Origin of the sequence: Nitrosomonas cryotolerans ATCC 49181, from assembly GCF_900143275.1 — a bacterium.
Lineage (GTDB): Bacteria > Pseudomonadota > Gammaproteobacteria > Burkholderiales > Nitrosomonadaceae > Nitrosomonas > Nitrosomonas cryotolerans.
In genome coordinates, this window is sequence record NZ_FSRO01000001.1 from 1,188,163 (window position 1) to 1,209,143 (window position 20,981).

The 20,981-nt window shown below is 44.4% G+C and carries 17 protein-coding genes; 6 read left to right on the forward strand and 11 right to left on the reverse strand.

What is annotated here, in order from left to right:
- Positions 1-2: 2 nt before the first annotated feature.
- The 7 genes from BUQ89_RS05245 to leuS form a co-directional block, all read right to left on the reverse strand.
- On the reverse strand, positions 3-1,268 hold the full coding sequence (locus BUQ89_RS05245; RefSeq protein WP_028461453.1) for a glutamate-5-semialdehyde dehydrogenase: 1,266 nt from the start codon (positions 1,266-1,268) through the stop codon (positions 3-5).
- Between the two features lie 56 nt (positions 1,269-1,324).
- Positions 1,325-4,480, reverse strand: a complete 3,156-nt coding sequence (locus BUQ89_RS05250; RefSeq protein ID WP_028461452.1) for an efflux RND transporter permease subunit — start codon at positions 4,478-4,480, stop codon at positions 1,325-1,327.
- Positions 4,473-5,822 (reverse strand): efflux RND transporter periplasmic adaptor subunit, encoded by a 1,350-nt coding sequence (locus BUQ89_RS05255; protein ID WP_028461451.1) that lies wholly within the window; start codon positions 5,820-5,822, stop codon positions 4,473-4,475. Before BUQ89_RS05255 ends, BUQ89_RS05250 begins: the two co-directional genes overlap by 8 nt.
- A complete protein-coding gene (locus tag BUQ89_RS05260) occupies positions 5,815-7,101 on the reverse strand; it encodes a TolC family protein (RefSeq protein ID WP_028461450.1) in 1,287 nt (428 codons plus the stop codon). The genes BUQ89_RS05255 and BUQ89_RS05260 overlap by 8 nt, the downstream gene beginning before the upstream one ends.
- 160 nt (positions 7,102-7,261) lie before the next feature.
- Positions 7,262-8,296 carry a DNA polymerase III subunit delta gene (gene holA / locus BUQ89_RS05265; RefSeq protein ID WP_036572997.1) on the reverse strand — a complete coding sequence of 345 codons (1,035 nt, stop codon included), beginning with the start codon at positions 8,294-8,296 and terminating at the stop codon, positions 7,262-7,264.
- A gap of 93 nt (positions 8,297-8,389) precedes the next feature.
- Positions 8,390-8,884: an LPS-assembly lipoprotein LptE gene (locus BUQ89_RS05270; RefSeq protein ID WP_028461449.1), complete on the reverse strand. Its 495-nt coding sequence runs from the start codon at positions 8,882-8,884 to the stop codon at positions 8,390-8,392.
- Positions 8,885-9,012: 128 nt separating this feature from the next.
- Positions 9,013-11,613: a leucine--tRNA ligase gene (gene leuS / locus BUQ89_RS05275; RefSeq protein ID WP_028461448.1), complete on the reverse strand. Its 2,601-nt coding sequence runs from the start codon at positions 11,611-11,613 to the stop codon at positions 9,013-9,015.
- Positions 11,614-12,066: 453 nt separating this feature from the next.
- Here leuS and BUQ89_RS05280 point away from each other — a divergent pair, with 453 nt between their 5' ends.
- Positions 12,067-12,852: a M48 family metallopeptidase gene (locus BUQ89_RS05280; protein WP_028461447.1), complete on the forward strand. Its 786-nt coding sequence runs from the start codon at positions 12,067-12,069 to the stop codon at positions 12,850-12,852.
- A 60-nt stretch (positions 12,853-12,912) separates the two neighbouring features.
- Here BUQ89_RS05280 and BUQ89_RS05285 read toward each other — a convergent pair whose 3' ends face one another.
- A complete protein-coding gene (locus BUQ89_RS05285; protein ID WP_028461446.1) occupies positions 12,913-13,134 on the reverse strand; it encodes a dodecin in 222 nt (73 codons plus the stop codon).
- 77 nt (positions 13,135-13,211) lie between these two features.
- The gene (locus BUQ89_RS05290) at positions 13,212-14,444 is read right to left on the reverse strand and encodes an RNA-guided endonuclease InsQ/TnpB family protein (protein ID WP_074202517.1); all 1,233 of its coding nucleotides are present in this window, start codon (positions 14,442-14,444) and stop codon (positions 13,212-13,214) included.
- A 30-nt stretch (positions 14,445-14,474) separates the two neighbouring features.
- Between BUQ89_RS05290 and tnpA the strand changes: the two genes are divergently transcribed.
- The 4 genes from tnpA to BUQ89_RS05310 all read left to right on the forward strand — a co-directional run bounded on the left by tnpA (position 14,475) and on the right by BUQ89_RS05310 (position 17,461).
- Positions 14,475-14,891 (forward strand): IS200/IS605 family transposase, encoded by a 417-nt coding sequence (tnpA, locus tag BUQ89_RS05295; RefSeq protein ID WP_074202518.1) that lies wholly within the window; start codon positions 14,475-14,477, stop codon positions 14,889-14,891.
- A gap of 593 nt (positions 14,892-15,484) precedes the next feature.
- A complete protein-coding gene (locus tag BUQ89_RS05300; protein WP_028462366.1) occupies positions 15,485-15,802 on the forward strand; it encodes an HvfA family oxazolone/thioamide-modified RiPP metallophore in 318 nt (105 codons plus the stop codon).
- 44 nt (positions 15,803-15,846) lie between these two features.
- A complete protein-coding gene (locus BUQ89_RS05305) occupies positions 15,847-16,704 on the forward strand; it encodes an HvfB family MNIO-type RiPP peptide maturase (protein WP_028462365.1) in 858 nt (285 codons plus the stop codon).
- The gene (locus BUQ89_RS05310; protein WP_028462364.1) at positions 16,679-17,461 is read left to right on the forward strand and encodes an HvfC family RiPP maturation protein; all 783 of its coding nucleotides are present in this window, start codon (positions 16,679-16,681) and stop codon (positions 17,459-17,461) included. Before BUQ89_RS05305 ends, BUQ89_RS05310 begins: the two co-directional genes overlap by 26 nt.
- Positions 17,462-18,007: 546 nt before the next feature.
- Here BUQ89_RS05310 and merA read toward each other — a convergent pair.
- Positions 18,008-19,468 carry a mercury(II) reductase gene (merA, locus tag BUQ89_RS05315; protein WP_028462363.1) on the reverse strand — a complete coding sequence of 487 codons (1,461 nt, stop codon included), beginning with the start codon at positions 19,466-19,468 and terminating at the stop codon, positions 18,008-18,010.
- A gap of 77 nt (positions 19,469-19,545) precedes the next feature.
- Positions 19,546-19,713, reverse strand: coding sequence for a mercury resistance system transport protein MerF (locus BUQ89_RS14560; RefSeq protein ID WP_425434855.1), 168 nt, complete (start codon positions 19,711-19,713; stop codon positions 19,546-19,548).
- A 947-nt stretch (positions 19,714-20,660) separates the two neighbouring features.
- Between BUQ89_RS14560 and BUQ89_RS05325 the strand changes: the two genes are divergently transcribed.
- Positions 20,661-20,981, forward strand: coding sequence for a hypothetical protein (locus BUQ89_RS05325; protein ID WP_028462362.1), 321 nt, complete (start codon positions 20,661-20,663; stop codon positions 20,979-20,981).

The window sequence follows — 20,981 nt, forward strand, 5'->3', positions numbered from 1 at the left end:
AATTATGATCTTATCTGTCCATTCCCCAGTACAATATATTTCTGGCTGGTCAGGCCTTCCAGTCCTACCGGACCGCGTGCATGAATTTTGTCAGTTGATATACCAATTTCTGCACCGAGACCGTATTCAAAGCCATCCGCAAAGCGGGTGGTAGTATTGACCATTACTGAGCTGGAATCAACCTCGCGTAGAAAGCGACGTGCTCGTGAATAATTCTCGGTAACGATTGAATCAGTATGTTGTGAACCATAGTGGGCAATATGATCCATGGCTTGTTCCAGTCCGTTCACGATACGGATGCTCAGAATGGGTGCAAGATACTCTGTAAACCAATCATCCTCGGTAGCTGAACTCATTTGCGGCATAATCTGACAGGCAGTGGCGTCTCCGCGTAATGTGACGCCTTTTTCGAGATAAATCTGACATAATGGCGGCAGTACTTCTTTGGCAATCGCTTCATGTATTAACAGAGTTTCCATGGTATTGCAGGTCCCATAACGCTGGGTTTTGGCGTTATCAGCAATACGAACAGCCTTATCTAAATCGGCTTGATCGTCAATGTATACATGACATACGCCATGCAGATGCTTGATGACGGGAATCCGTGCTTCAGCGGAGACGCGCTCGATCAATCCTTTGCCGCCGCGTGGGACAATTACATCGACAAATGCCTGCATAGTAATCAGTTCTCCGACTGCGGCACGATCTGTTGTTTCTATAACTTGTACCGCTGTTTCCGGTAATCCGGCACTTTCCAACCCTTCTCTGACGCAGATGGCGATAGCCTGGTTACTATGAATAGCTTCTGAACCTCCCCGCAGAATGGCTGCATTACCTGCTTTGAGGCATAGTCCAGCGGCATCTGCCGTAACATTGGGGCGCGCTTCATAAATGATACCGACCACACCAAGCGGTACCCGCATTTTTCCAACCTGTATCCCGGAGGGGCGATAATTTAAACCACTGATTTCTCCAACAGGGTCAGCCAGCGCAGCAATTTGCCGTAGACCTTCTGCCATATTGGTAACGCCTTCGGCAGATAGTGTTAAACGGTCGATTAATGCGGCATCGAGACCTTTATCTCGTGCTGCTTGTAAATCTTGCGCGTTGGCAGCCAGTAATTTTTGTTGATCACGATTAATTGCTTCGGCCATGGCGATGAGGGCCTGGTTTTTGACTGCAGTTTCAGCTTTGGCTATTAAACGAGCAGCGGCCCGTGCCTGACGACCCACTGACTGCATATATTGCTTAATATCTGTATTATTCATTATTACGGCTCCGATATTGAGTTGTTATACCATCCAAGAAATTAGACAGTGTTTTCTTATAATCTATGCTCATGATGCATGGTCTCTTCCTGAATCTGCAGAATTAAACTATAGAGCGCGGGAATAACCAGCAGGCTCAGTATGAGTACAGTCAGCATGCCGCCCAGTACGGGCGCAGCTATGCGCTGTGTGACATCAGCACCACTACCAGTGGCAAACATAACAGGAATTAAAGCGATCATGGTGGTAAAAGCGGTAATTGCCACGGGCCGCATACGCATGCTGGTGGCTTTTTTAACCGCCTCGTTGATTTCTACAGGGGATAAACGGGTTTGTTTTTGCCGCCGTAACCTGGCGATTTCAATATTAATAAAACTCAACACCATTACCCCGGTTTCCGCTGCGGTTCCCGCGAGTGCAATAAAACCGACATAAACTGCGACAGAAAGATTGAATTCCAAGATATATACTAGCCATATACCACCGATCAAGCCAAAAGGAATAGTTAGCATAACGATCACTGGTTCAGTGATATTGCGAAAGATAACATAGAGTAGAAAAAAGATCAGTGTGAGCGTGAGTGGTATTGCTATACGTAGCCTTTCTGCGGCGCGCTCCATATATTCAAATTGTCCTGACCAGCCAATAGTATAGCCCGTCGGAAGAGCTATCTGACGAGCTATAAGCTGTTTCGCCTGGGATACAAACCCACCGATGTCAGCATTCTTAATATCCACATATACCCAGGCATTGGGACGTGCATTTTCACTTTTAATGGCATCAGGACCTCGTCTCAATGTAACATCGGCCACCAGTGTCAATGGTATTTGCGCGCCGGTGGGCGTCGGAATGAGCATACGCTCCAGACTTTCCCGATTATCACGCAGTTCTCGTGGGTATCGAAGATTAACCGGATAGCGCTCCAGACCTTCTATTGTTTCGGTGATATTGACTCCCCCGATCGCACTTTGAATGACATCTTGTATATCACCGACTGTCAGACCATAGCGTGCTGCCTCTTCGCGTTTAATATTAAAATCCAAATAATAGCCACCGACAGCACGATCACCGAAGGCGGACAACGTTTCTGGCATAGTTTGCATGATCTGTTCAATCTGTTCGGACAAGTGTTGTAGTGTATTTAGATCCGGTCCCGAAATTTTGATACCAATCGGTGTTTTAATACCGGTCGATAACATATCAATGCGTGTTTTGATCGGCATTGTCCATACGTTGGCCAATCCCGGGAATTGAATCGTCTGATCCATTTCAGCCATGAGTGTTTGTGTCGTCTTATCGGGATCGGGCCATTCTGATCTGGGCTTAAGCTGTATGGTCGTTTCCATCATTGACAGTGGCGCAGTATCGGTAGCCGTTTCGGCACGGCCAATCTTTCCAAAAACATGTTGCACTTCGGGAAAGGATTTAATTATTTTGTCAGTTTGCTGTAAAAGTTCTTTAGCCTTGGTAATAGAAATTCCGGGAAAAGTACTGGGCATGTAAAGAATATCACCTTCGTCTAATGGCGGCATAAATTCACTACCAATCTTGGACAGTGGGTAGATGGTTGTGGTAAGCAATAATGTGGCCAGAATGAATGTGATGACGCGCCAGCGCATGGCTAGTTTGAGTATCGGGGCATGAATGAAATGCAATAATTGGTTGGCTGGGTTTTCACGTTCGGGAATAATTCTGCCGCGAATGAGATAACCCATCAATACGGGTACTACCGTGATGGTCAGAATTGCGGCGGCTGCCATCGCATAGGATTTCGTATATGCCAGTGGACTGAATAAGCGCCCTTCTTGTGCCTGCATCACGAAAATAGGAACAAAAGAAACGGTGATAATCAGCAATGAAAAAAACAGCGCGGGTGCCACTTCACGTGATGCGTTGCCAATGACCTGCCAGCGCTCCTTCTGAGTCAGCGCCGCTTTTTTCTTTGCAACTGCATCACTGAGATGTTTATGAGCATGTTCTACCATCACGATAGCGCCATCGACCATATCACCAATTGCGATGGCAATGCCTCCCAAAGACATGATGTTCGCATTGATACCTTGCCATTTCATGATGATAAATGCGATCAGTATACCCAGTGGCAGTGTGATAATAATGACCAATGATGAGCGCAGGTGGAGTAAAAACAAGGCGACTAAAACACTGACAATGGCGAGTTCCTGAATTAAGGTGTTATTCAGTGTGTTGACTGCCCGTTCAATCAAATGGCCACGGTCATAAACCGTCACTATTTCAACGCCTTCCGGTAGTCCTTGTTGAAGTTCTTGTAGTTTTTTGTGTATTCTTAGTATGGTTTTCTGGGCGTTTTCACCAAAACGCATGATAACGATGCCTCCGACGACTTCACCTTCGCCATCCAGCTCGACCACACCGCGACGCAGCTCCGGGCCAATCTGAATATGCGCAACATCCTGTAGGCGAACCGGTGTGCCATTGCTATCAAAGCCCACAGGGATACTTTGAATATCCTCCAAAGAGCGGATATAACCCAAACCGCGTACCATATATTCTGTTTCGGCCATTTCTATGAGTCGTCCCCCAACATCATTATTTGAACGCTGGATGGCTTGTTTTACTTTGGATAAGGGAATTCCATAGGCGAGTAAGGCATTGGGATTAACTTCTATTTGATATTGCTTGACGTAGCCGCCGACTGATGCGACTTCTGATACGCCTGAAACCGCTTGTAACGGATACCGCAGATACCAATCCTGAATAGAGCGTAATTGAGCCAGATCATGTTTGCCTGTTTTATCAATCAGAGCATATTCATAAATCCAGCCAACACCGGTCGCATCCGGTCCCAGTGACGGACTGATTCCCTGTGGTAATCGCTGGCTGGCAAAATTGAGATATTCCAATACCCGGGACCTGGCCCAATAGGGATCGACGCCATCCTCGAAAATGATATAAACAAACGATGATCCAAAAAAGGAATAACCACGCACTACTTTTGCATGGGGTACGGCTAACATGGCGGTGGTCAACGGATAGGTGACCTGATCTTCAATAACCTGCGGTGTCTGTCCGGGATATTCGGTATATATGATGACTTGTACATCGGATAAGTCTGGAATAGCATCCAGCGGTATATGCTTGAAAGACCAGAGACCGGCTACGGCCAGAACAGCTGTTGCCAGCAGAACCATGAAGCGATGCTTTAAAGAGCCATTAATAATGGCATTAATCATGTTGATGAGCCCCTTGCTCGATCTGCAGTGGGTTGGGTTCTGGTTCCTGTAATGCGGGATCTCTCATTTTGGCCGTGGCTTCACGTAAACTTGATTCGGAATCAATTAGAAACTGGGATGATGTGACAACCGTTTCGCCTTCTTCTAACCCATCCAGGATGATAGTTTTTCCATTAGACGATAAACCGGTTGTAATAGAACGTGGTTCAAATTTTCCGCTACTGCGTGTCACCAAGACCTTGTCGCGTATACCTGAACGAATAACTGCCTCAGATGGAATGACTAATGCATTGATTCGCTTGCTTGCATAGATGGTTATTTCGGCAAACATATCCGGTTTTAGTAACAGATCCGCATTATTAAATTGCAGGCGTGCCTTGATTGTTCGAGTTTTGGCTTCGGCATAAGGATAGATGAAAGTCAGATGTCCTCTGAAGGTTCGTCCAGGAATGCCGGCTAATTGCATTTCAACCAGATCACCTTCTTTAACCCAGGGTAATTCATTTTCGTAAATATCGGCGTATACCCATATTTCGGATAAATCGGCAATCATGTAGATCTCGGTGGCGGGGGTTACATATTGACCTTCACGTGCGCCAATGCTGACCACAATGCCAGATGCCGGGCTGTGAATATGGAGACTTTTATGTATATTATGGTTCTGGCTCAGATCGTATAGTTGATGCTCGGGCACGTCCAATAACCTTAATCTTGCACGTGAACTGCTTACGAGTTCCTCCGCGCTGCGACGGATATTTTCAATTGGACTGCGCTTGAGTTCTTTAAGACTATTGAGAGCCAGAATATATTCTTGTTGACTGGCAACTAACTGGGGAGAATAAATACTTAACAGGTTTTGATCTTGCATCACTTTCTCACCCGTGTTGTGCACGTACATCGTTTCTATCCAACCTTCAACTTTAGGGTGTAATCTTACGATGCGCTCTTCATCATAGGAGACCCGTCCGACTGTCCGCACAACATGCGAAAGTATGTCCTTCTTGACCGTTGCAGTACGTACCCCGATATTTTGCATAGTGACTGCGTCGATGATAACGGTACCCGCTGGATTGCCTTCTTCGCTGCCAGGGTTAGCGTATACTGGGATATAGTCCATACCCATGGAATCTTTTGCAGGAGAGGAAGAAGTAACGGATGGATTCATTGGGTTACGATAAAATAAGGGCTTATTATCCCTTGCTGCATCCCGCTGTCCGTATTCTGGCTGATGCATAGTCTTATCGGTGCCATTTGAGAGCAACGGACTATTTGCCAACCAGTAGCCGCTACTCATACCGACTAGCAGCATAACAACAGCCGTGGTAGTAAGTGATTTATTCATAAATGGCTTCCTTTCCGACAGCAGCCGTTAACTGAGCTAAAGCCTGATTGGCTTCTGCAAAAGCATTCCAATATCGCAGTTCATGATTAAATAAAGCGATCTGACTGCGAATCAGATTCAGAAAATCGACTTTACTCACCTGATAACCAAGCAACATCGATTCGACGGTTTGCCTTGCCTGGGGAATGATGCCGGTTTTAAACAATATTGTTTGTTCCGTGGCACGTTGGAAATCGCTATAGCTTTGTGAGATCTGGGCGCGCACTTTATTCCATTCATCTTGTAGCATATATTTCTGTTGCATCAATTCACTATTACGCTGATCCACTGCCTTGGCTTGTTTTCTATCCAGGAAAATAGGAACGTTCATACTCAGATCCAGTGTTAAAAAATCTGCTCGATCAATCCCTGTAGGGCCGTTGCGCCGGAATCCATAAGAGGCCCCTAATTTAAAGTCCGGATAAAAATCTCTTTTAGCCAGATCTACACGGGCCCTTGCAGCATTGATAGATTCATGTTTCGATGCCAGCAGTGCCCTGGAATGTTCGGCCAGCTGGTACAGTGCAGTTTCAGAAATAACAGTTGGCAATTCTTCTGCTATTTCTTCAGGCAATGTTACCGGCTGGTTGGCGGCTTGATCCAGTAATGCGTTCAATTGCGCAGCAGAATTACGCCGCGCACCTTCTAGTTTAAGTTGTTGATCTAATAAGTTGGAGAGCTCCAATTGTGCCAACAAAATATCCTGTTGCAATCCTTCACCCACCTCATATTTTATACGTGTGATCTGAATAAACTGTTTTAGCAATGATTGGTTGTCTTTTACGACTTGTAGCGCATGATCCAGGTAAAAAACTTGCCACCAGATTTGTTTGACGTTACTGAGTAACCACCACCGAGCTTCCGTTACATTTTCTAATGCAGCTTTTGCCTCAAAAGTTGCCGCTGAGCTACGTAAGGCTAATTTTCCTGGAAATGGAATGGCTTGAGAAATACCTGGACCTATTTGTGTCATATCTTCCTGGGCGACATTAAATGAGTTGGTCGGCAAGCTCATAGCACTAAAACTGATTTCTGGATCGGGCAGCGTCCCTACCTGAGATGGGATGGCTGCCATTGCTTCGGCGCGCGCTTGCATTTGCGCCAGATCGGGATTGTTTTGGATGGCCATCTCGATGGCTTTTTCAAGTGTTAGTATGATTTGTGTTTCCCCATTTACGATGCTGGGTGCGAACCACAAGAGTGCTAACGTAAGATACTTTAAAATAATTTGTAATGGCATGCTGCCTCGTCGATTTATAGTGAAGAAAAAAATCTTAACGCTATGCTGGCAAAACCAAAGAAAAAACTGCGGAAAATGCTGACAGATATAAGAGTAAAACTGAGCATTGAGACGTGATCTGTTTTTGAGGATCCCGGCAGTGATTGCTCAACCGTTGTTTTCAGTCTAATGTAAACGGTATAGTGTTCGGTCGTGTTATCGCGAATGTCCTCCCCAGTTGTAGTAACTCATCCCAGGTATCGCCTTTGCAGACACCTTTACTGATTCTGTCTATCTTTGCGGCATGTAGGAGGGCGAGTGTCAAGGATTTGAGACCGATACGTCTGGCTGCGGCGAGCATAATTTTCTGTCGATCTCCCCATAATCTGGCTTCTGTCATTAGTTGAGCGCTGGGCTTGCCAGCATTCAGGCCTTTGCAAATAAAGATGAGTGTGCGGATCTGTTCTGCCAAAGTAGTCAGAATTAAAGGGGGCGCCACCCCTTCTTCCTGCAATCCTGTCAGTATGCGGGCGTAACGAACGATATTGGCAGTGACCATCGCTTCCGATAATTGATAAACATCATAACGTGCGACATTAAGTACGGCATTTTTTACCTGATCGAATGACAATATACCAGTCGGATAGAGTAATGCGAGTTTTTTGATTTCCTGATGTGCCGCCAATAGGTTACCTTCGACCTTATCTGCCAGGAATTGTAGCGTGTCAGCATTGACTTTTTGTTGTTGAATGCTGAGACGTTGTTCTATCCAGATGGGTAATTGTGTACGTTCAATGGGATAAAACGCAATCATGACGCCCGTATTCTCAAGCACTTTAAACCACTTGGCAGATTGATTCTGTTTATCAATTTTGGGCAGTGTTATGAGTGTGAGGGTATCAGGAGGTAATGCGTGACAATACGCTTCGATTGCTTTGCCACCGACTTTACCTGGCTTACCTGATGGGATACGTATATCCATGATTCTGCGCGTACCAAACAGCGATAAGCTGCTGCTGGCATGTTGTAAATCCGACCAGTCAAAGCGCTGGTCCACTGTAAAAACTTCTCGTTCCGTATAACCTTGCTCATAGGCAATACTGCGGATTAAATCAGCTGCCTCAATTACGAGTAACGACTCATTGCCAAACAGCGTATAAAGTGGAACGATCTGCTTTTTGAGATGTTGGGAAAGATGATCAGGTTTTATCCGCATGTTTACGAATATACCCCTTTAGAAATCTAATGAGACTAAGTGATTAGAATGATGCATTACTGGTTTCTGAGTGCCAGTAGAAGCGTCATGCCATTATGGATTGACTGTTGATAGACGCCATATGATTTGCTGTACTGCATCATCCTGCATGTCTTTATAAAGCATTTTTTCTTCTGCTTCCTTAGCTAATATCTGTGCATCCAGAAAGGGGAGATTACGCATCAAAACGAGCTCACTGGCTGGTGCCAGCTCTATTCCTTTGGAATCAACAAGACGGGTCGAAACTCGGTAGATTAATTCAAATTCACGTACTCTGCCGCCACCTGATAGAGACAGAATCCTTTTTTCATTGGTTGCGCTGATCACTTGCAGTATTGCTTCGGCATCTTCCGCTTTATGGACAACCTGGGTTGTTGTTCGGGCATCAATAGAGCGTTCCAGGTCTGTTCCAATTGAATGTCCTGCTGGTGCGGAGACGTATAGCGATTTAAAGGGCAGGTTGGAAATCTGCCCGCGCAATTTAAAGCCGCAAGCAGTCAGTGCACATAATATAACAATGACAAAGATTTTTTGTTTGTTTAATCTCATTGGATTGGTCGGCTAATAAAATCGAGACAACCCAGCATAACAACAGATGAGGACGTAATGACAAGATTAATCGTTCTTTTTTTAAGATATATCTGAATCAACATAGCCACCCAGCGTTTCAAGTACTATTATATAACGATATTAACTAGTCTGTTTGGGACGACCACGATCTTTTTAATCACCTGTCCATCAACGTGTTTTTTTACATGAGCATTATTTAATGCTATATCTTCAATTGCTGTACGATTGGCATCTTTGGCGATGTATATTTGGCCGCGTAATTTGCCATTGACCTGAACAATGAGTTTTATTTCGTCCTGAATCAGTGCTGAAGCATCTGCTTGCGGCCATGGCTGATCAAGTAACTGTGTTCCCGGTTTGAGCTCTTGCCACAATGCGTGACAGATATGAGGCACTATGGGCGAAAGAAGTAATACAATGTTTTCCAATGCTTCCTGCATCAGGTTACGGCTGGCCGGGTCTGCTGCTGGTGCTGCTGAGAGGTTATTCATTAATTCCATTATGGCTGCGATGGCAGTATTAAAAGTATGGCGCCGCTCCAGATCATCGCTGACTTTAGTGATAGTCTGGTGTAACTGGAAGCGTAAAGATTTCAGTTCAAAAGAGTATGCATGGTGCTGTGTGGTATCAGCTTGCACCATCCCTTGCTGTAAGTGAGTATAGACTTGCTTCCACAATCGTTTCAGAAAACGGAATGCGCCATCAACACCGGTATCTGCCCATTCTAATGTCTGTGTCGGTGGGCTGGCAAACATCATAAACAAACGCGCAGTATCTGCGCCATATTGTGTGACTAGTTTTTGCGGGTCAACCCCATTATTTTTTGATTTGGACATCGTGCCGATGCCGCCGGATTCTACCGGTTGATTATCAGCTTGTAGTATGGCGCCACAACGCTTGCCTTGCTCATCAAATTGAATATCAACTTCGGTTGGATTGAAATATGTGATACGCCCGTGATCGGTTTTCCGAAAGAAAATTTCGTTTAATACCATGCCTTGGGTTAACAGGTTGGTAAATGGTTCATCCAGTGTAAGTAACCCGAGATCGCGCATTACTTTGCTCCAGAAACGCGAATATAATAAATGCAGAATGGCATGTTCGATGCCACCGATATATTGATCTGCCGGTAGCCAGTAATTTGCTCGTTCATCAGTCATGGCTTTGTCCTGATCGGGACAAGCGTAGCGAATATAGTACCAGGATGAATCTACAAATGTATCCATGGTGTCTGTCTCTCTTCTAGCGGGCTGACCGCACTGGGGACAGGTACATTCATAGAAAGCAGGTGTTTTGGCCAGTGGATTGCCTGAGCCATCCGGTACGAGGTTTTCGGGTAACACCACGGGAAGCTGATCATCCGGGACAGGAACAACGCCGCAGGTTTGACAATGAATCAGTGGAATCGGACAACCCCAATAGCGTTGACGTGAGATACCCCAGTCACGTAAACGATATTGTACGCGTTTCTCTCCCAGCCCTTTTTGTTTGAGCGCTGCGGCAATAGCATCGACAGCTGCTTGAAATTCCAGGCCAGAAAATACACCTGAATCAAAGGTAACGCCATAGGCTACAAATGCTTCTTTCAGTGGCACCTCTAAATCACAATCGCTTGCTTTGATAACCGCTCGGATCGGCAAGGAGTATTGAGTTGCGAATGCAAAATCGCGTTCATCGTGTGCAGGAACCGCCATGACGGCGCCTTCACCATATCCCATGAGCACATAGTTAGCGATCCATATTGGCAGCTTTTCACCATTGAGGGGATGTATGACAAATAAACCGGTATCCATTCCCTTTTTTTCCTGGACAGCCAGATCAGCTTCTTTGGTTGCGCCCTGTTTGCATTCCTGAATGAACGCATCTAATGTCGGATTATTTTTGGCGGCATGTAATGCAATGGGGTGTTCTGCCGCTACGGCAACATAAGTCGCACCTAGTAGGGTATCTGCTCGGGTGGTAAAGACTTTCACCGCGTGTGGCGTACCAGATGCCGCATCAGCGGGAAAAGTAATATCGACGCCATAGCTTTTGCCAATCCAGTTAGCTTGCATGGTCTTGACCCGTTCAGGCCAGCCATCCAGCGTGTTCAAGGCTTCTAACAGTTCATCCGCGTAAGCGGTTATTTTCATGTAATACATCGGGATCTCGCGCTTTTCCACAGGGGCACCCGTGCGCCAGCCACATCCATCTATTACCTGTTCATTAGCGAGTACGGTTTGATCGACAGGATCCCAGTTTACGGTACCTGTCGTTTGATAAGCCAATCCCTTTTCTAGCATGCGTAGAAATAACCATTGATTCCAGCGGTAATAGTCCGGGTTACAGGTAGCCAGTTCGCGACTCCAGTCGATACTGAGTCCCAGGCTCTTCAATTGTTCTCGCATGTAAGCGATATTGTCATAGGTCCATTGAGCGGGCGGCACATTGTTTTGCATGGCAGCATTCTCAGCAGGCAGGCCAAAGGCATCCCAGCCCATGGGTTGTAGTACATTGTAGCCCTGCATACGGCGATAACGGGACAGCACATCCCCAATGGTATAGTTGCGCACGTGGCCCATATGTAACTTACCCGAAGGATAAGGGAACATTGAGAGGCAGTAATATTTTGGTTTACTGGAAACTTCAACCGATTTAAATGCAGCCGTTTCTTTCCAGTATTGCTGCGCTTCTTGTTCGATTTCCTGGGGATGGTATTTTTCTTGCATGGAGCTTGGTTTCTTTGCTGTAAAGCGTTGATTATACCGTGAATTAAAATTCCTAATAATGGGCCTGTCTCGAAATAGCCCAAAATTGAGGTACTTGTCTCATCTATTTGTTAATAATTAACAGGTTATATAGTAAAAATGGATGAATCGTATATTACGAGATAGTCCCGTAATGTGTACCCGGGTCTATCGCACGAATTAATTATGAATACTAACATTGAAACCAGCCGGTTTTCTTGCTATATGGATTCGGATATGAGGGATAGTGAAAACGTGTGGGAATAAATCGTTAATTTGGGGCATATAAAAATCGCGTAAGATAAATTGATAGGCATCATAAAGGAAATTTCTGAATAAGAGAGAGATAGAATATGTTCGTGAGAAATTTGATCTGGGCATTTCTTCTCATTGCATTATTATTAATGCCTTTACTTTCTTAGGGGGAATACCGCCATGAGGATACAACTGATTTTTGTTTTATCGATTGTATTTTTTCTTGCCGCCTGTTCGACAACGCCCACGGGTAGAAGTCAATTGGCTTTTATGCCTGACAGCGAACTGGATGCGATGGGACTGCAAGCGTTTGAAAATTTAAAAAAGGACAAGGTAACCAGTGGTAGCAATAAACAGACGCAGTTTGTTCAATGTATTGCAGCCAGCATCACTCGCGAAGTGGGTGGTGAATGGGAAGTGGTGGTATTTAAAGACGAGTCGCTGAATGCGTTTGCATTACCGGGCAGAAAAATTGGTGTACATACCGGCCTGATCAATCTGGTTGATAATCAGGATCAACTGGCGGCAGTATTGGGCCATGAAGTCGCTCATGTGCTCGCTAATCATAGTAACGAGCGTATGTCTCAAAAATTGGGAGCACAAATGGGCATATCTCTGGTTAGCGCGGTTGCTGCACCGCAAACAGCATTGGGACAAACGGCCATTAGTCTATTGGGTATTGGTGCGGAATATGGCGTAATTATGCCTTTCAGCAGGCTGCATGAAAGCGAGGCCGATATTATTGGTTTGGATCTGATGGCGAAGGCTGGATTTAATCCGACCGAAAGTGTTACGTTATGGCAGAAAATGGCGCAAGCCAGCCAGGGCGCGCAACCTGTGGAATTTTTATCGACTCATCCATCGCATGCGACACGTATTGAAGATCTGCAGGCACACATGCCCAAAGCCCTACAATTAAGGCAGCAGGCGAATACGATGGGTAAAAATCCACGTTGCATGAAGTAATTTGATTGAAAATTCTTCAGCTAGCGATATATCAGGTAGAACCCAAAGTGTTCAGAGCGCTCATTTATGCAATTCATCGTTTAAGGAAAGTCCAATTTTAATAGTGACTTGCCAGTGTGCAACCTTGTCTTGATCAATGTGACCGCGAGTTTCAGTCACTTCAAACCAGTGCATGTTGTGTATCGTTTTTGCGGCTCTGGCTATCGCATTCTCTATGGCATCTTGTATGCCAATGGTCGATGAACCGGTCAGTTCTATTTTCTTATAAATATGATTTGACATGATTTTTTTATTTACCTATAAAATTTAAGGGCTTGACATCCTCCCCTTCCTAAACGAAGGGGATTCCTAGCGACTTATTAAACCGTTAAGAGTAGGTTTGTATTGCTACTGTCTACTGGTTCCTGCTTCTTAGACGAAACTAACGTTTCAACTCCACAGGCTAACAAGCGATGTCCTCGCTCAAGTACATTCAAGGCACCTACCAAGTCGGCATTGGCTTTAAATCCACATTCTGTACATTCAAAAGCACTTTGGCTTTTGCGATTGTCACGACTAACATGTTGACATCCAGGGCAGGTTTGAGAGGTGTATTGAGGGTTTACCTTCAATACATCCCCGCCTGAACAAGCCTGTTTATACTCCAAGAACGAAACGAACATTCCCCATCCTTGGTCAAGAATGGATTTGTTTAGACCCGATTTCGCTTTGACGTTTTTACCATGCTTTTCAACACTGCTCTTGGCACTCTTAGACATGTTTCCTATCTTTAAATTCTCAACTACGACCATTGCGTGATTTTTGCTGATTTCGGTTGAGGTTTTGTGTAAGAAGTCTAAACGAGCATTGGCAATACGCTCATGCAGTCGGGTAATGATTTGTTTCTGCTTTTTCCAGTTAGCAGAGAAACGGACTTTTTTAGACAGCTTACGCTGTTCAAAAGCCAGTTTCTTTGATAACTTTCTGAAACTGTTTAAAGGTTCTACGTATGAGCCGTCTGACAAGGTTGCAAAGCGGGTAACGCCCATATCAACACCAATCATACTGGTTGAGCTATGACGCTTTAGCTCGGTCTCGTACTCAGTCTGAATCGACACGTACCAATAACCGCCTTTACGGGAAATCGTCATATTTTTAACGTCACCAATGACTTGGCGTGAATTACGATATTTCACCCAACCGATTTTAGGCAAGAACACTTTGTTAGACTCTTGCTCCAGCTTAAATCCTTGTGGATAACGAAAGCTGTCACTCAAACCTTTTTTCTTGAATTTTGGAATCCGTTTTAAAGGCTGTTTTTTATCAAAACCGTCTTTGAACGTTTTTTCTAAGTTTTTTAAGGCTTGTTGCAACGGTTGAGAATGAACGGTTTTTAGAAATCCATAATCTTCTGAGGATTTCCATAGCTTTAGCCAAAATGACAACTCGTTGTACCAAAGCAATGGCTGTTTCTGCTCTAATCTGAACAGATTCATTGCTAAGGCTTTATTCCAAACAAACCGATTAGCACCCGCAAACTCAACCATCTTCTGTACTTGGTCAGAATTTGGATTGAGTCGAAATTTAAAGGCTTTGCGTATAATCTGCTTCATGGTTATAATTATACAAAAAGGAATTAGTCTATGCAAGTTAATAACGATGTAAGAACAGGAAGAAATTGCGTTTTTAATCTTCATGTTCATTTGGTCTTTGTAACAAAATACCGTAGAGATGTTTTCTCCGGAAGGGTATTAATTGATTTGGAAGAAATATTTAAAAACGTGTGTTTGGATTTTGAAGCAGAATTGGTGGAATTTAACGGTGAGCATGACCATATTCACCTTTTAGTTAACTATCCACCAAAAATTGCTATTTCTAACTTGGTAAATAGTTTGAAAGGCGTTTCAAGCCGACTTATTCGCAAAAAGAATTATCCCGAAATTAAAAATAAGCTTTGGGGTAATATGCTTTGGAGTCCAAGCTATTTTGCGGGTAGTTGTGGTGGAGCACCACTCTCGATTATTAAGCAATATATTGAACAACAGCAAAGATCGCATTAAACAGGCTTCGCCTATGCGCTTATATCTCCGCCCTGAAGGACGAAGTTTTACGCGCTATTTGATAAAATTTTTTCGGATTTCTATATTCATCCTGTTGAAGCACATAGTGAATACTCGTATGCGCCGTGCATCGTTATTATCGACAGAAAGACTGACGAGTTATCATATTTCAAATTAAGAATGCGGGATACACAGACAGAATAACGCGTTATCTGTGTTTGATAAATATGCTGAGCATGGATTATTGATTGACAAAAATAATTTCCTGAAAATAGGAGGCAATTGAAACCCATGCAGATTATCAGTACACTGACCTCGTATCTTTGAGAAAAGTGTTCCTAAAATGGCTGTGTTGTAATGTATGCTGGTAGCCAGGCAGTTCGGTTTGACTGCCTGGAACAAGGGTAAACATAGAGATATACCGGCTAGCGTATGGAAGTATTGCCATATTAGAGGATATATTCAATCTCACGTTGTCATTTAATATGGCTTTTCAAATGTACTCAGGTGACGAGATGAGAAATCGTGGAATCACTTGGAATGATGACTGCTTAAGGTCGACCCTTATTTAATTTTTTACGGAGACAAAATATATGTCTAAAAAATCAGTAAAACCGATATCGCTTGCAGTGGGTACTGCGTTTATAACGAGTCTGACCGTTGGTCATCTTTCCGCTTCAACGGACACTGACGTGAATCCTTTTGCCATGAATGAATTATCAAGTGGCTATATGCAACTGGCATCTAGCGGTGAACATGGCGATAAAAAATCTGAGAAGGAAGGTGCCAGTGACAGCAAAAAATCTGAAAAGGAAGGTAAATGCGGTGAAGGCAAATGCGGCGGCAAGATGAAAAGTGACAAGGAAAGCAATGCCGATGGCAATAAGCAACCTGAAAAAGAAGGCAAGTGAGAAGCAGGTCGGCGCAATCTAGAAGATAAAGACGCTACCTGACCATGAACAAGAAACATTGTTCCGTTTATGGTGCTGGACTCGGTTTGCGGCGGGCTCTAATGAGTCCGCTTGCTGATCAGTCTGTTCAGCCAGTCGATTTTTGGGAAATTGCACCTGAAAACTGGATGGGTGTCGGTGGTTACTACGGTAAAAAACTGCGCGAATTGACTGAACGATATCCATTTATTTGCCATGGTTTATCCTTGTCAATTGGTGGCCCTTCGCCATTAGATCAAGCATTTCTACAGCGTTTGAAACGTTTCATGACAGAACATGACGTTCGTTATTATAGCGAACACTTGAGTTATTGCAGCGACGATGGTCATCTGTATGATTTGCTGCCGATACCGTTTACTGAAGATGCCGTTGACTATGTGGCTGATCGAATCAGGCGCGTGCAGGATACCTTAAAGCAACGTATTGCAATGGAAAACGTCTCTTACTACGCTGCGCCTGGAAAAGAAATGGAAGAGATTGATTTTTTAAACGCGGTATTGGAGGCAGCAGATTGTGATTTATTGCTGGATGTCAATAATATTTACGTAAACAGTATAAACCACGGCTATGACGCGGAAGATTTTCTCAAGAGATTGCCTGCTGAACGCATCCATTATATCCATGTAGCGGGTCATTACGTCGAAGCGGAAGACCTCATTATCGATACCCATGGCGCAGCCGTCACTGATCCGGTTTGGACATTACTCAAAAAATCATATCAATATTTTGGTGTTATGCCCACATTGTTAGAGCGTGACTTCAATATTCCATCCTGGACTGAATTGTTGACAGAGGTCGACACTATTCGCACATTGCAATTGCAGCAACAAAGTCGGAATGACAATCACATACAACACGCCTGACCGTCCTGCCTTTATCCGTAAGCAGTACGCTTTTGCGGCTTATATTCGTGATCCGGAGAATCATCCGCGCCCTGATGATGTTGAGGCGCGTCGCATGAAAATCTATCGTGAATTATTTTATAATAATGTGGAAAGTTATCTGGCCGATACTTATCCGGTGTTACGTAAGATTATGCCGGATAGTCATTGGCATGCCATAATCAGGACATACTTCTCCCGTCATCTGTCTCAGACACCTTTGTTTCCAGAAATGCCCCGCGAGTTTTTGAAATACCTGGAACAAACGCGTGCGCCTCACCCGGATGATCCCGTCTTTATGCTAGAGCTCGCGCATTATGAATGGGCCGAACTTGCACTCTCTATCCTGGACAAGGAAGTGGATGAATCCACTATAAATTCTGAGGATAATCTGCTTGAAAGTAGAATGATCATCTCTCCGCTGGCCTGGTTGTTGAGTTACCGCTTTCCAGTACATAAAATCAGTCCGGAATTCCAGCCAAAGGAAGCCGATGAGAATTTAACTCATCTTGTTGTTTACCGTGATCGGGATGATCATGTTCGTTTTATTGAGGCGAATCCGGTGACAGCGCGTCTCATACAGCTGATTATTGCAGAAGACGAAAAGACCGGCCGCGAGTTGCTAGAACAAATTGCTGCCGAACTCAAGCATCCTCAGTCTGAGGTTGTGGTTAGTCACGGTCTTGATATCTTGAACAACCTTAGAAATCGTCATATCATTTTTAGTATTGGCACCTAATTAAACCATTAATCCGGTTGAGTCCGCCTTTGCCCCCGTTAGACTAAGAACAACCAGTACCCAGCATTGCGGAAGCTGGGCAACAGTGTTGGCTATGGCGTTCAAGCTAATGGAAATGGCGCAGAAAGAAGGGTTCCGATTAAGAAGCTATAAACGATTAGCGGATGCATCAGTGGCATTCAATTTGTAAATAGCATTAAGCAAAGAAATGATCAAAAACAGGCAGTTGCTTGATTTTCTATACACCAAATTTGACTATAGCTCCAAGACATACAATCAACTCAGTTCTCGGTTTTGAGGCAATAGAATAATTTGATTCCTTGAGAAGGAAAGCGTATTCCAAGGTGCCATAAGGGAACCGTTTTGACACAAGAAAGGGCAGGGGATCGTGGTTGCTGACTTGAATAAAAATTGAATGCGGGGTGATTATCAAATTAGGGTTGCTTTGCACCGATACCCAAGCGAACACTCCTAAGCGCAGGCCCAATAGCTGCTCAGGTTATCAGGGTTGCCTTGATTGCAATCCCCAATGCTCTCTATTCGTAATCATCCTGCACAACAGGATAAAGTGTTCACATCTTTATCGAAGGTCTGCGCGGCAAGTTTTAATCCTTCTACACCTGTCAGATAAGGAAAAATTGTATTTGCTAAATCCGCTGTGGTCATGCCCATTTTTAAAGCCAGCACCATTGTCTGAACAAGCTCACCGCCATCAGGTGCTAATATATTCGCACCAAGCAGCTTATCGGTTTCCCTGTCTGCCACCAGCTTTATAAGTCCTCGCACATCCCGTGCGGCAATATAGCGCGGTACATGATCAAGTGTAATGATGCTGGTTTTAACCTCATGACCTTGGGTTCTAGCCTGAGTTTCGGTTAATCCAACCATGGCTGTTTGTGGATCGGAAAAAACAACAGATGGCATGGCAGCGTTATTATATTTATGCCCGTTACCGTCAAGTGCGTTTTTTGCTGCGAGCTTGCCGCCATAAGCCGCCATGTAGACAAACATATCATTACCCGTAACATCCCCTGTCGCATAAATGTCGGGATTAGAAGATTGCATAAATTCATTGATTTCAATGCCACCATTCTTGAGCAGTTTAATGCCTGCTTTATCTGCATCAAGGGCATCAGTATTCGGTCTGCGGCCTGTGGCTACTAGAAGCTGCTCGGCTTCAATAGCATCCAAACCGGCCCGCGTCTCGCATACCAGCTTAATGCCTTTAGTCGTTTTTTCGATTTTCTGATACCTAACGCCATCACAGACAGTCACACCTTCTGCCCGCAGATAACCCGCTAATGCCCGAGATACTTCTGGCTCCGCTTCAGGTAACAGGCGAGAACGACAGCATATCGTGACCTTGACCCCTGCGCGGGCAAACATCTGCCCCAGCTCTACACCGATCACACCACCACCAATCACGAGTAATGACTTGGGAAGCGCTTCAAGCTCAAGGGCCGATGTGCTATCTAGCACCGGTACGCTTTGGATACCATTGATGGGTGGCAATGCGGAAGATGATCCTGTAGCAATCACAATCTTTTTTGGGTGATAGAGAACGCCATCAATATCAACTTCCGTTCTGTTGCCAGTGAAACGGGCCTTATCTTCCATGTTCACATAGGTAATATTTGGATATGAAGGGAGCACATCCTCATACTTAGCCTTTCGCAATTCATCGACAAGGCTTTGCTTTTGGGCTACCAGCGCTTTCCAATTAAAAATTTCCGATGTTCCTTTTATCCCGTCAAAGCGGGCCGCATCCTTGGCATGGTGCACAGCTTCCATCGCTCGTATCATGGTTTTTGATGGAACGCAGCCAACATTGACGCATGTGCCGCCGATAGTGCCATGTCCGGCAATAACGACATTGGCTCCGCTTTCTGCCGCAGTAATAGCCGCAGAAAAACCACCCGATCCACCGCCGATTACAAGTAAATCAGGCTGTGTCATTTTTTTTGTTTCACTTATGTCAGAGACTTCGGTTGAGCAACAATCAGACATTTCTTAACTTTCCCTATTTTGAGTTTTGCATTCTTTTCTGGCGGCACATTGCCGCTTTCGCCACAATGCATAAGCTGTCAGTCCGATAAAATTACCAAAGCTGGTAAAAGAACAACATCGAATTTTCCCGTTATCTCAGCTAAGCCCATTACGCTTAAGAGACCAACAAGAGTCGGTGTGAAATAATAAAGAGCCAATATGGGTGTTCCACCAATGGCGAAGGCGAGTAACGGCCTGTCTTTCATTTACTGCTTCTTATCGCTCAGGCGTTGCGGGATATCCGGCATTGGTCGAAGCCGGCCCTATTTATTCTAACGTTGTCACGGTAGGATCAAAAACAACTATTGCTGTTTTTTCGTCAAAATTAACCTTGACATTGTTAACGCCTTCTACGGCTTGGGTACACAAAAAAGTGTCAAGTCTTGCAATACAATATCCATGACGCTCCTTTTCTATATTTTTTAATTGCTGCCGAACTCAAGCATCCTCAGCCTGAGGTTGTGGTTAGTCACGGTCTTGATATCTTGAACAATCTTAGAAATCGTCATGTGGTTTTTAGTATTGGTGCCTAATTAAATTATTCCGAACTATATGGATGTATTCGATTGGTCAGCCGCCTGGTTCCTTTTGCCAGCGCAGATGTAAAATTGACTGATAGTTATCCCATAGGCCTGTTGCTTGATTTTAAACCGAATAGATTGGGCTTTCGACAAGAAATGAGGAGACTTCATTACGTTCATATTAATCAAAGAAGACCTTCCGATTCTGAAAGGAGAAGTATGAACTGGATTATGCTTGTTTTTGCGGAATTGTTCGAGAATGCCTGAAGGTATGATCAATTCTGGTGTATGACAGGAGGGGCGTGCGGTGTAACCCTTTGATAAGGATCTTCGCTGATCAATCAATAAAAAAAAGAAAACGTCGCTATGCCTGATATTGCCGTATTTGAAACGCACCAAGAACATCGAGGGGTTTTTACCTTGGTTATTTGAAGGGAATTTCAACGGGAGATTTTCAGAAACGCTGAAGCATTTACTGAGAGCGGGTGTGTCTGGATTTTGGAAAACAGTAGCCAAGCTCTGGCCAGAAACCGATCAGCGGCGTTGCTGGGTGTATAAAAGGTTAATGTCTTGAAGAAACGACCAAAAGCCATGCAATTCAAACAAAGACAATGCTTTCATGCTGTCTTTCCATGATTATCCCACCGAAAAACTATCCGCATATCAGAACCACTAATCCGGTTGAATCCGCCTTTGCCCCTGTTAGACCAAGAACAGCCAAAACCAAGCATTGTGGAAGTCGGGCAACAACGTTGGTTATGGTGTGCAAGCTCATGGAAATGGCACAGAAAGAAAGGTTCCGATTAAGAAGCGATAAACGATTAGCGGATGTCATCAGCGGCATTCAATTTGTAAATGGCATTAAGCAAACAGATGAGCAGATGATCAAAAACAGGTGGTTGCTTGATTTTCTATACACCAAATTTGACTATAACTCCGTTTTCTACTTTTAA

Coding starts and splice junctions, on each gene's coding strand:
- tnpA (WP_074202518.1), top strand. CDS start 14,475: ATGCAAGTTAATAACGATGTAAGAACAGGAAGAAATTGCGTTTTTAAT.
- BUQ89_RS05280 (WP_028461447.1), top strand. CDS start 12,067: ATGAGGATACAACTGATTTTTGTTTTATCGATTGTATTTTTTCTTGCC.
- BUQ89_RS05310 (WP_028462364.1), top strand. CDS start 16,679: ATGACAATCACATACAACACGCCTGACCGTCCTGCCTTTATCCGTAAG.
- BUQ89_RS05245 (WP_028461453.1), bottom strand. CDS start 1,268: ATGAATAATACAGATATTAAGCAATATATGCAGTCAGTGGGTCGTCAG.
- BUQ89_RS05290 (WP_074202517.1), bottom strand. CDS start 14,444: ATGAAGCAGATTATACGCAAAGCCTTTAAATTTCGACTCAATCCAAAT.
- BUQ89_RS05255 (WP_028461451.1), bottom strand. CDS start 5,822: ATGAATAAATCACTTACTACCACGGCTGTTGTTATGCTGCTAGTCGGT.
- holA (WP_036572997.1), bottom strand. CDS start 8,296: ATGCGGATAAAACCTGATCATCTTTCCCAACATCTCAAAAAGCAGATC.
- BUQ89_RS14560 (WP_425434855.1), bottom strand. CDS start 19,713: ATGAAAGACAGGCCGTTACTCGCCTTCGCCATTGGTGGAACACCCATA.
- BUQ89_RS05325 (WP_028462362.1), top strand. CDS start 20,661: ATGATTATCCCACCGAAAAACTATCCGCATATCAGAACCACTAATCCG.
- BUQ89_RS05305 (WP_028462365.1), top strand. CDS start 15,847: ATGAACAAGAAACATTGTTCCGTTTATGGTGCTGGACTCGGTTTGCGG.
- merA (WP_028462363.1), bottom strand. CDS start 19,468: ATGTCTGATTGTTGCTCAACCGAAGTCTCTGACATAAGTGAAACAAAA.
- BUQ89_RS05250 (WP_028461452.1), bottom strand. CDS start 4,480: ATGATTAATGCCATTATTAATGGCTCTTTAAAGCATCGCTTCATGGTT.
- leuS (WP_028461448.1), bottom strand. CDS start 11,613: ATGCAAGAAAAATACCATCCCCAGGAAATCGAACAAGAAGCGCAGCAA.
- BUQ89_RS05285 (WP_028461446.1), bottom strand. CDS start 13,134: ATGTCAAATCATATTTATAAGAAAATAGAACTGACCGGTTCATCGACC.
- BUQ89_RS05270 (WP_028461449.1), bottom strand. CDS start 8,884: ATGAGATTAAACAAACAAAAAATCTTTGTCATTGTTATATTATGTGCA.
- BUQ89_RS05300 (WP_028462366.1), top strand. CDS start 15,485: ATGTCTAAAAAATCAGTAAAACCGATATCGCTTGCAGTGGGTACTGCG.
- BUQ89_RS05260 (WP_028461450.1), bottom strand. CDS start 7,101: ATGCCATTACAAATTATTTTAAAGTATCTTACGTTAGCACTCTTGTGG.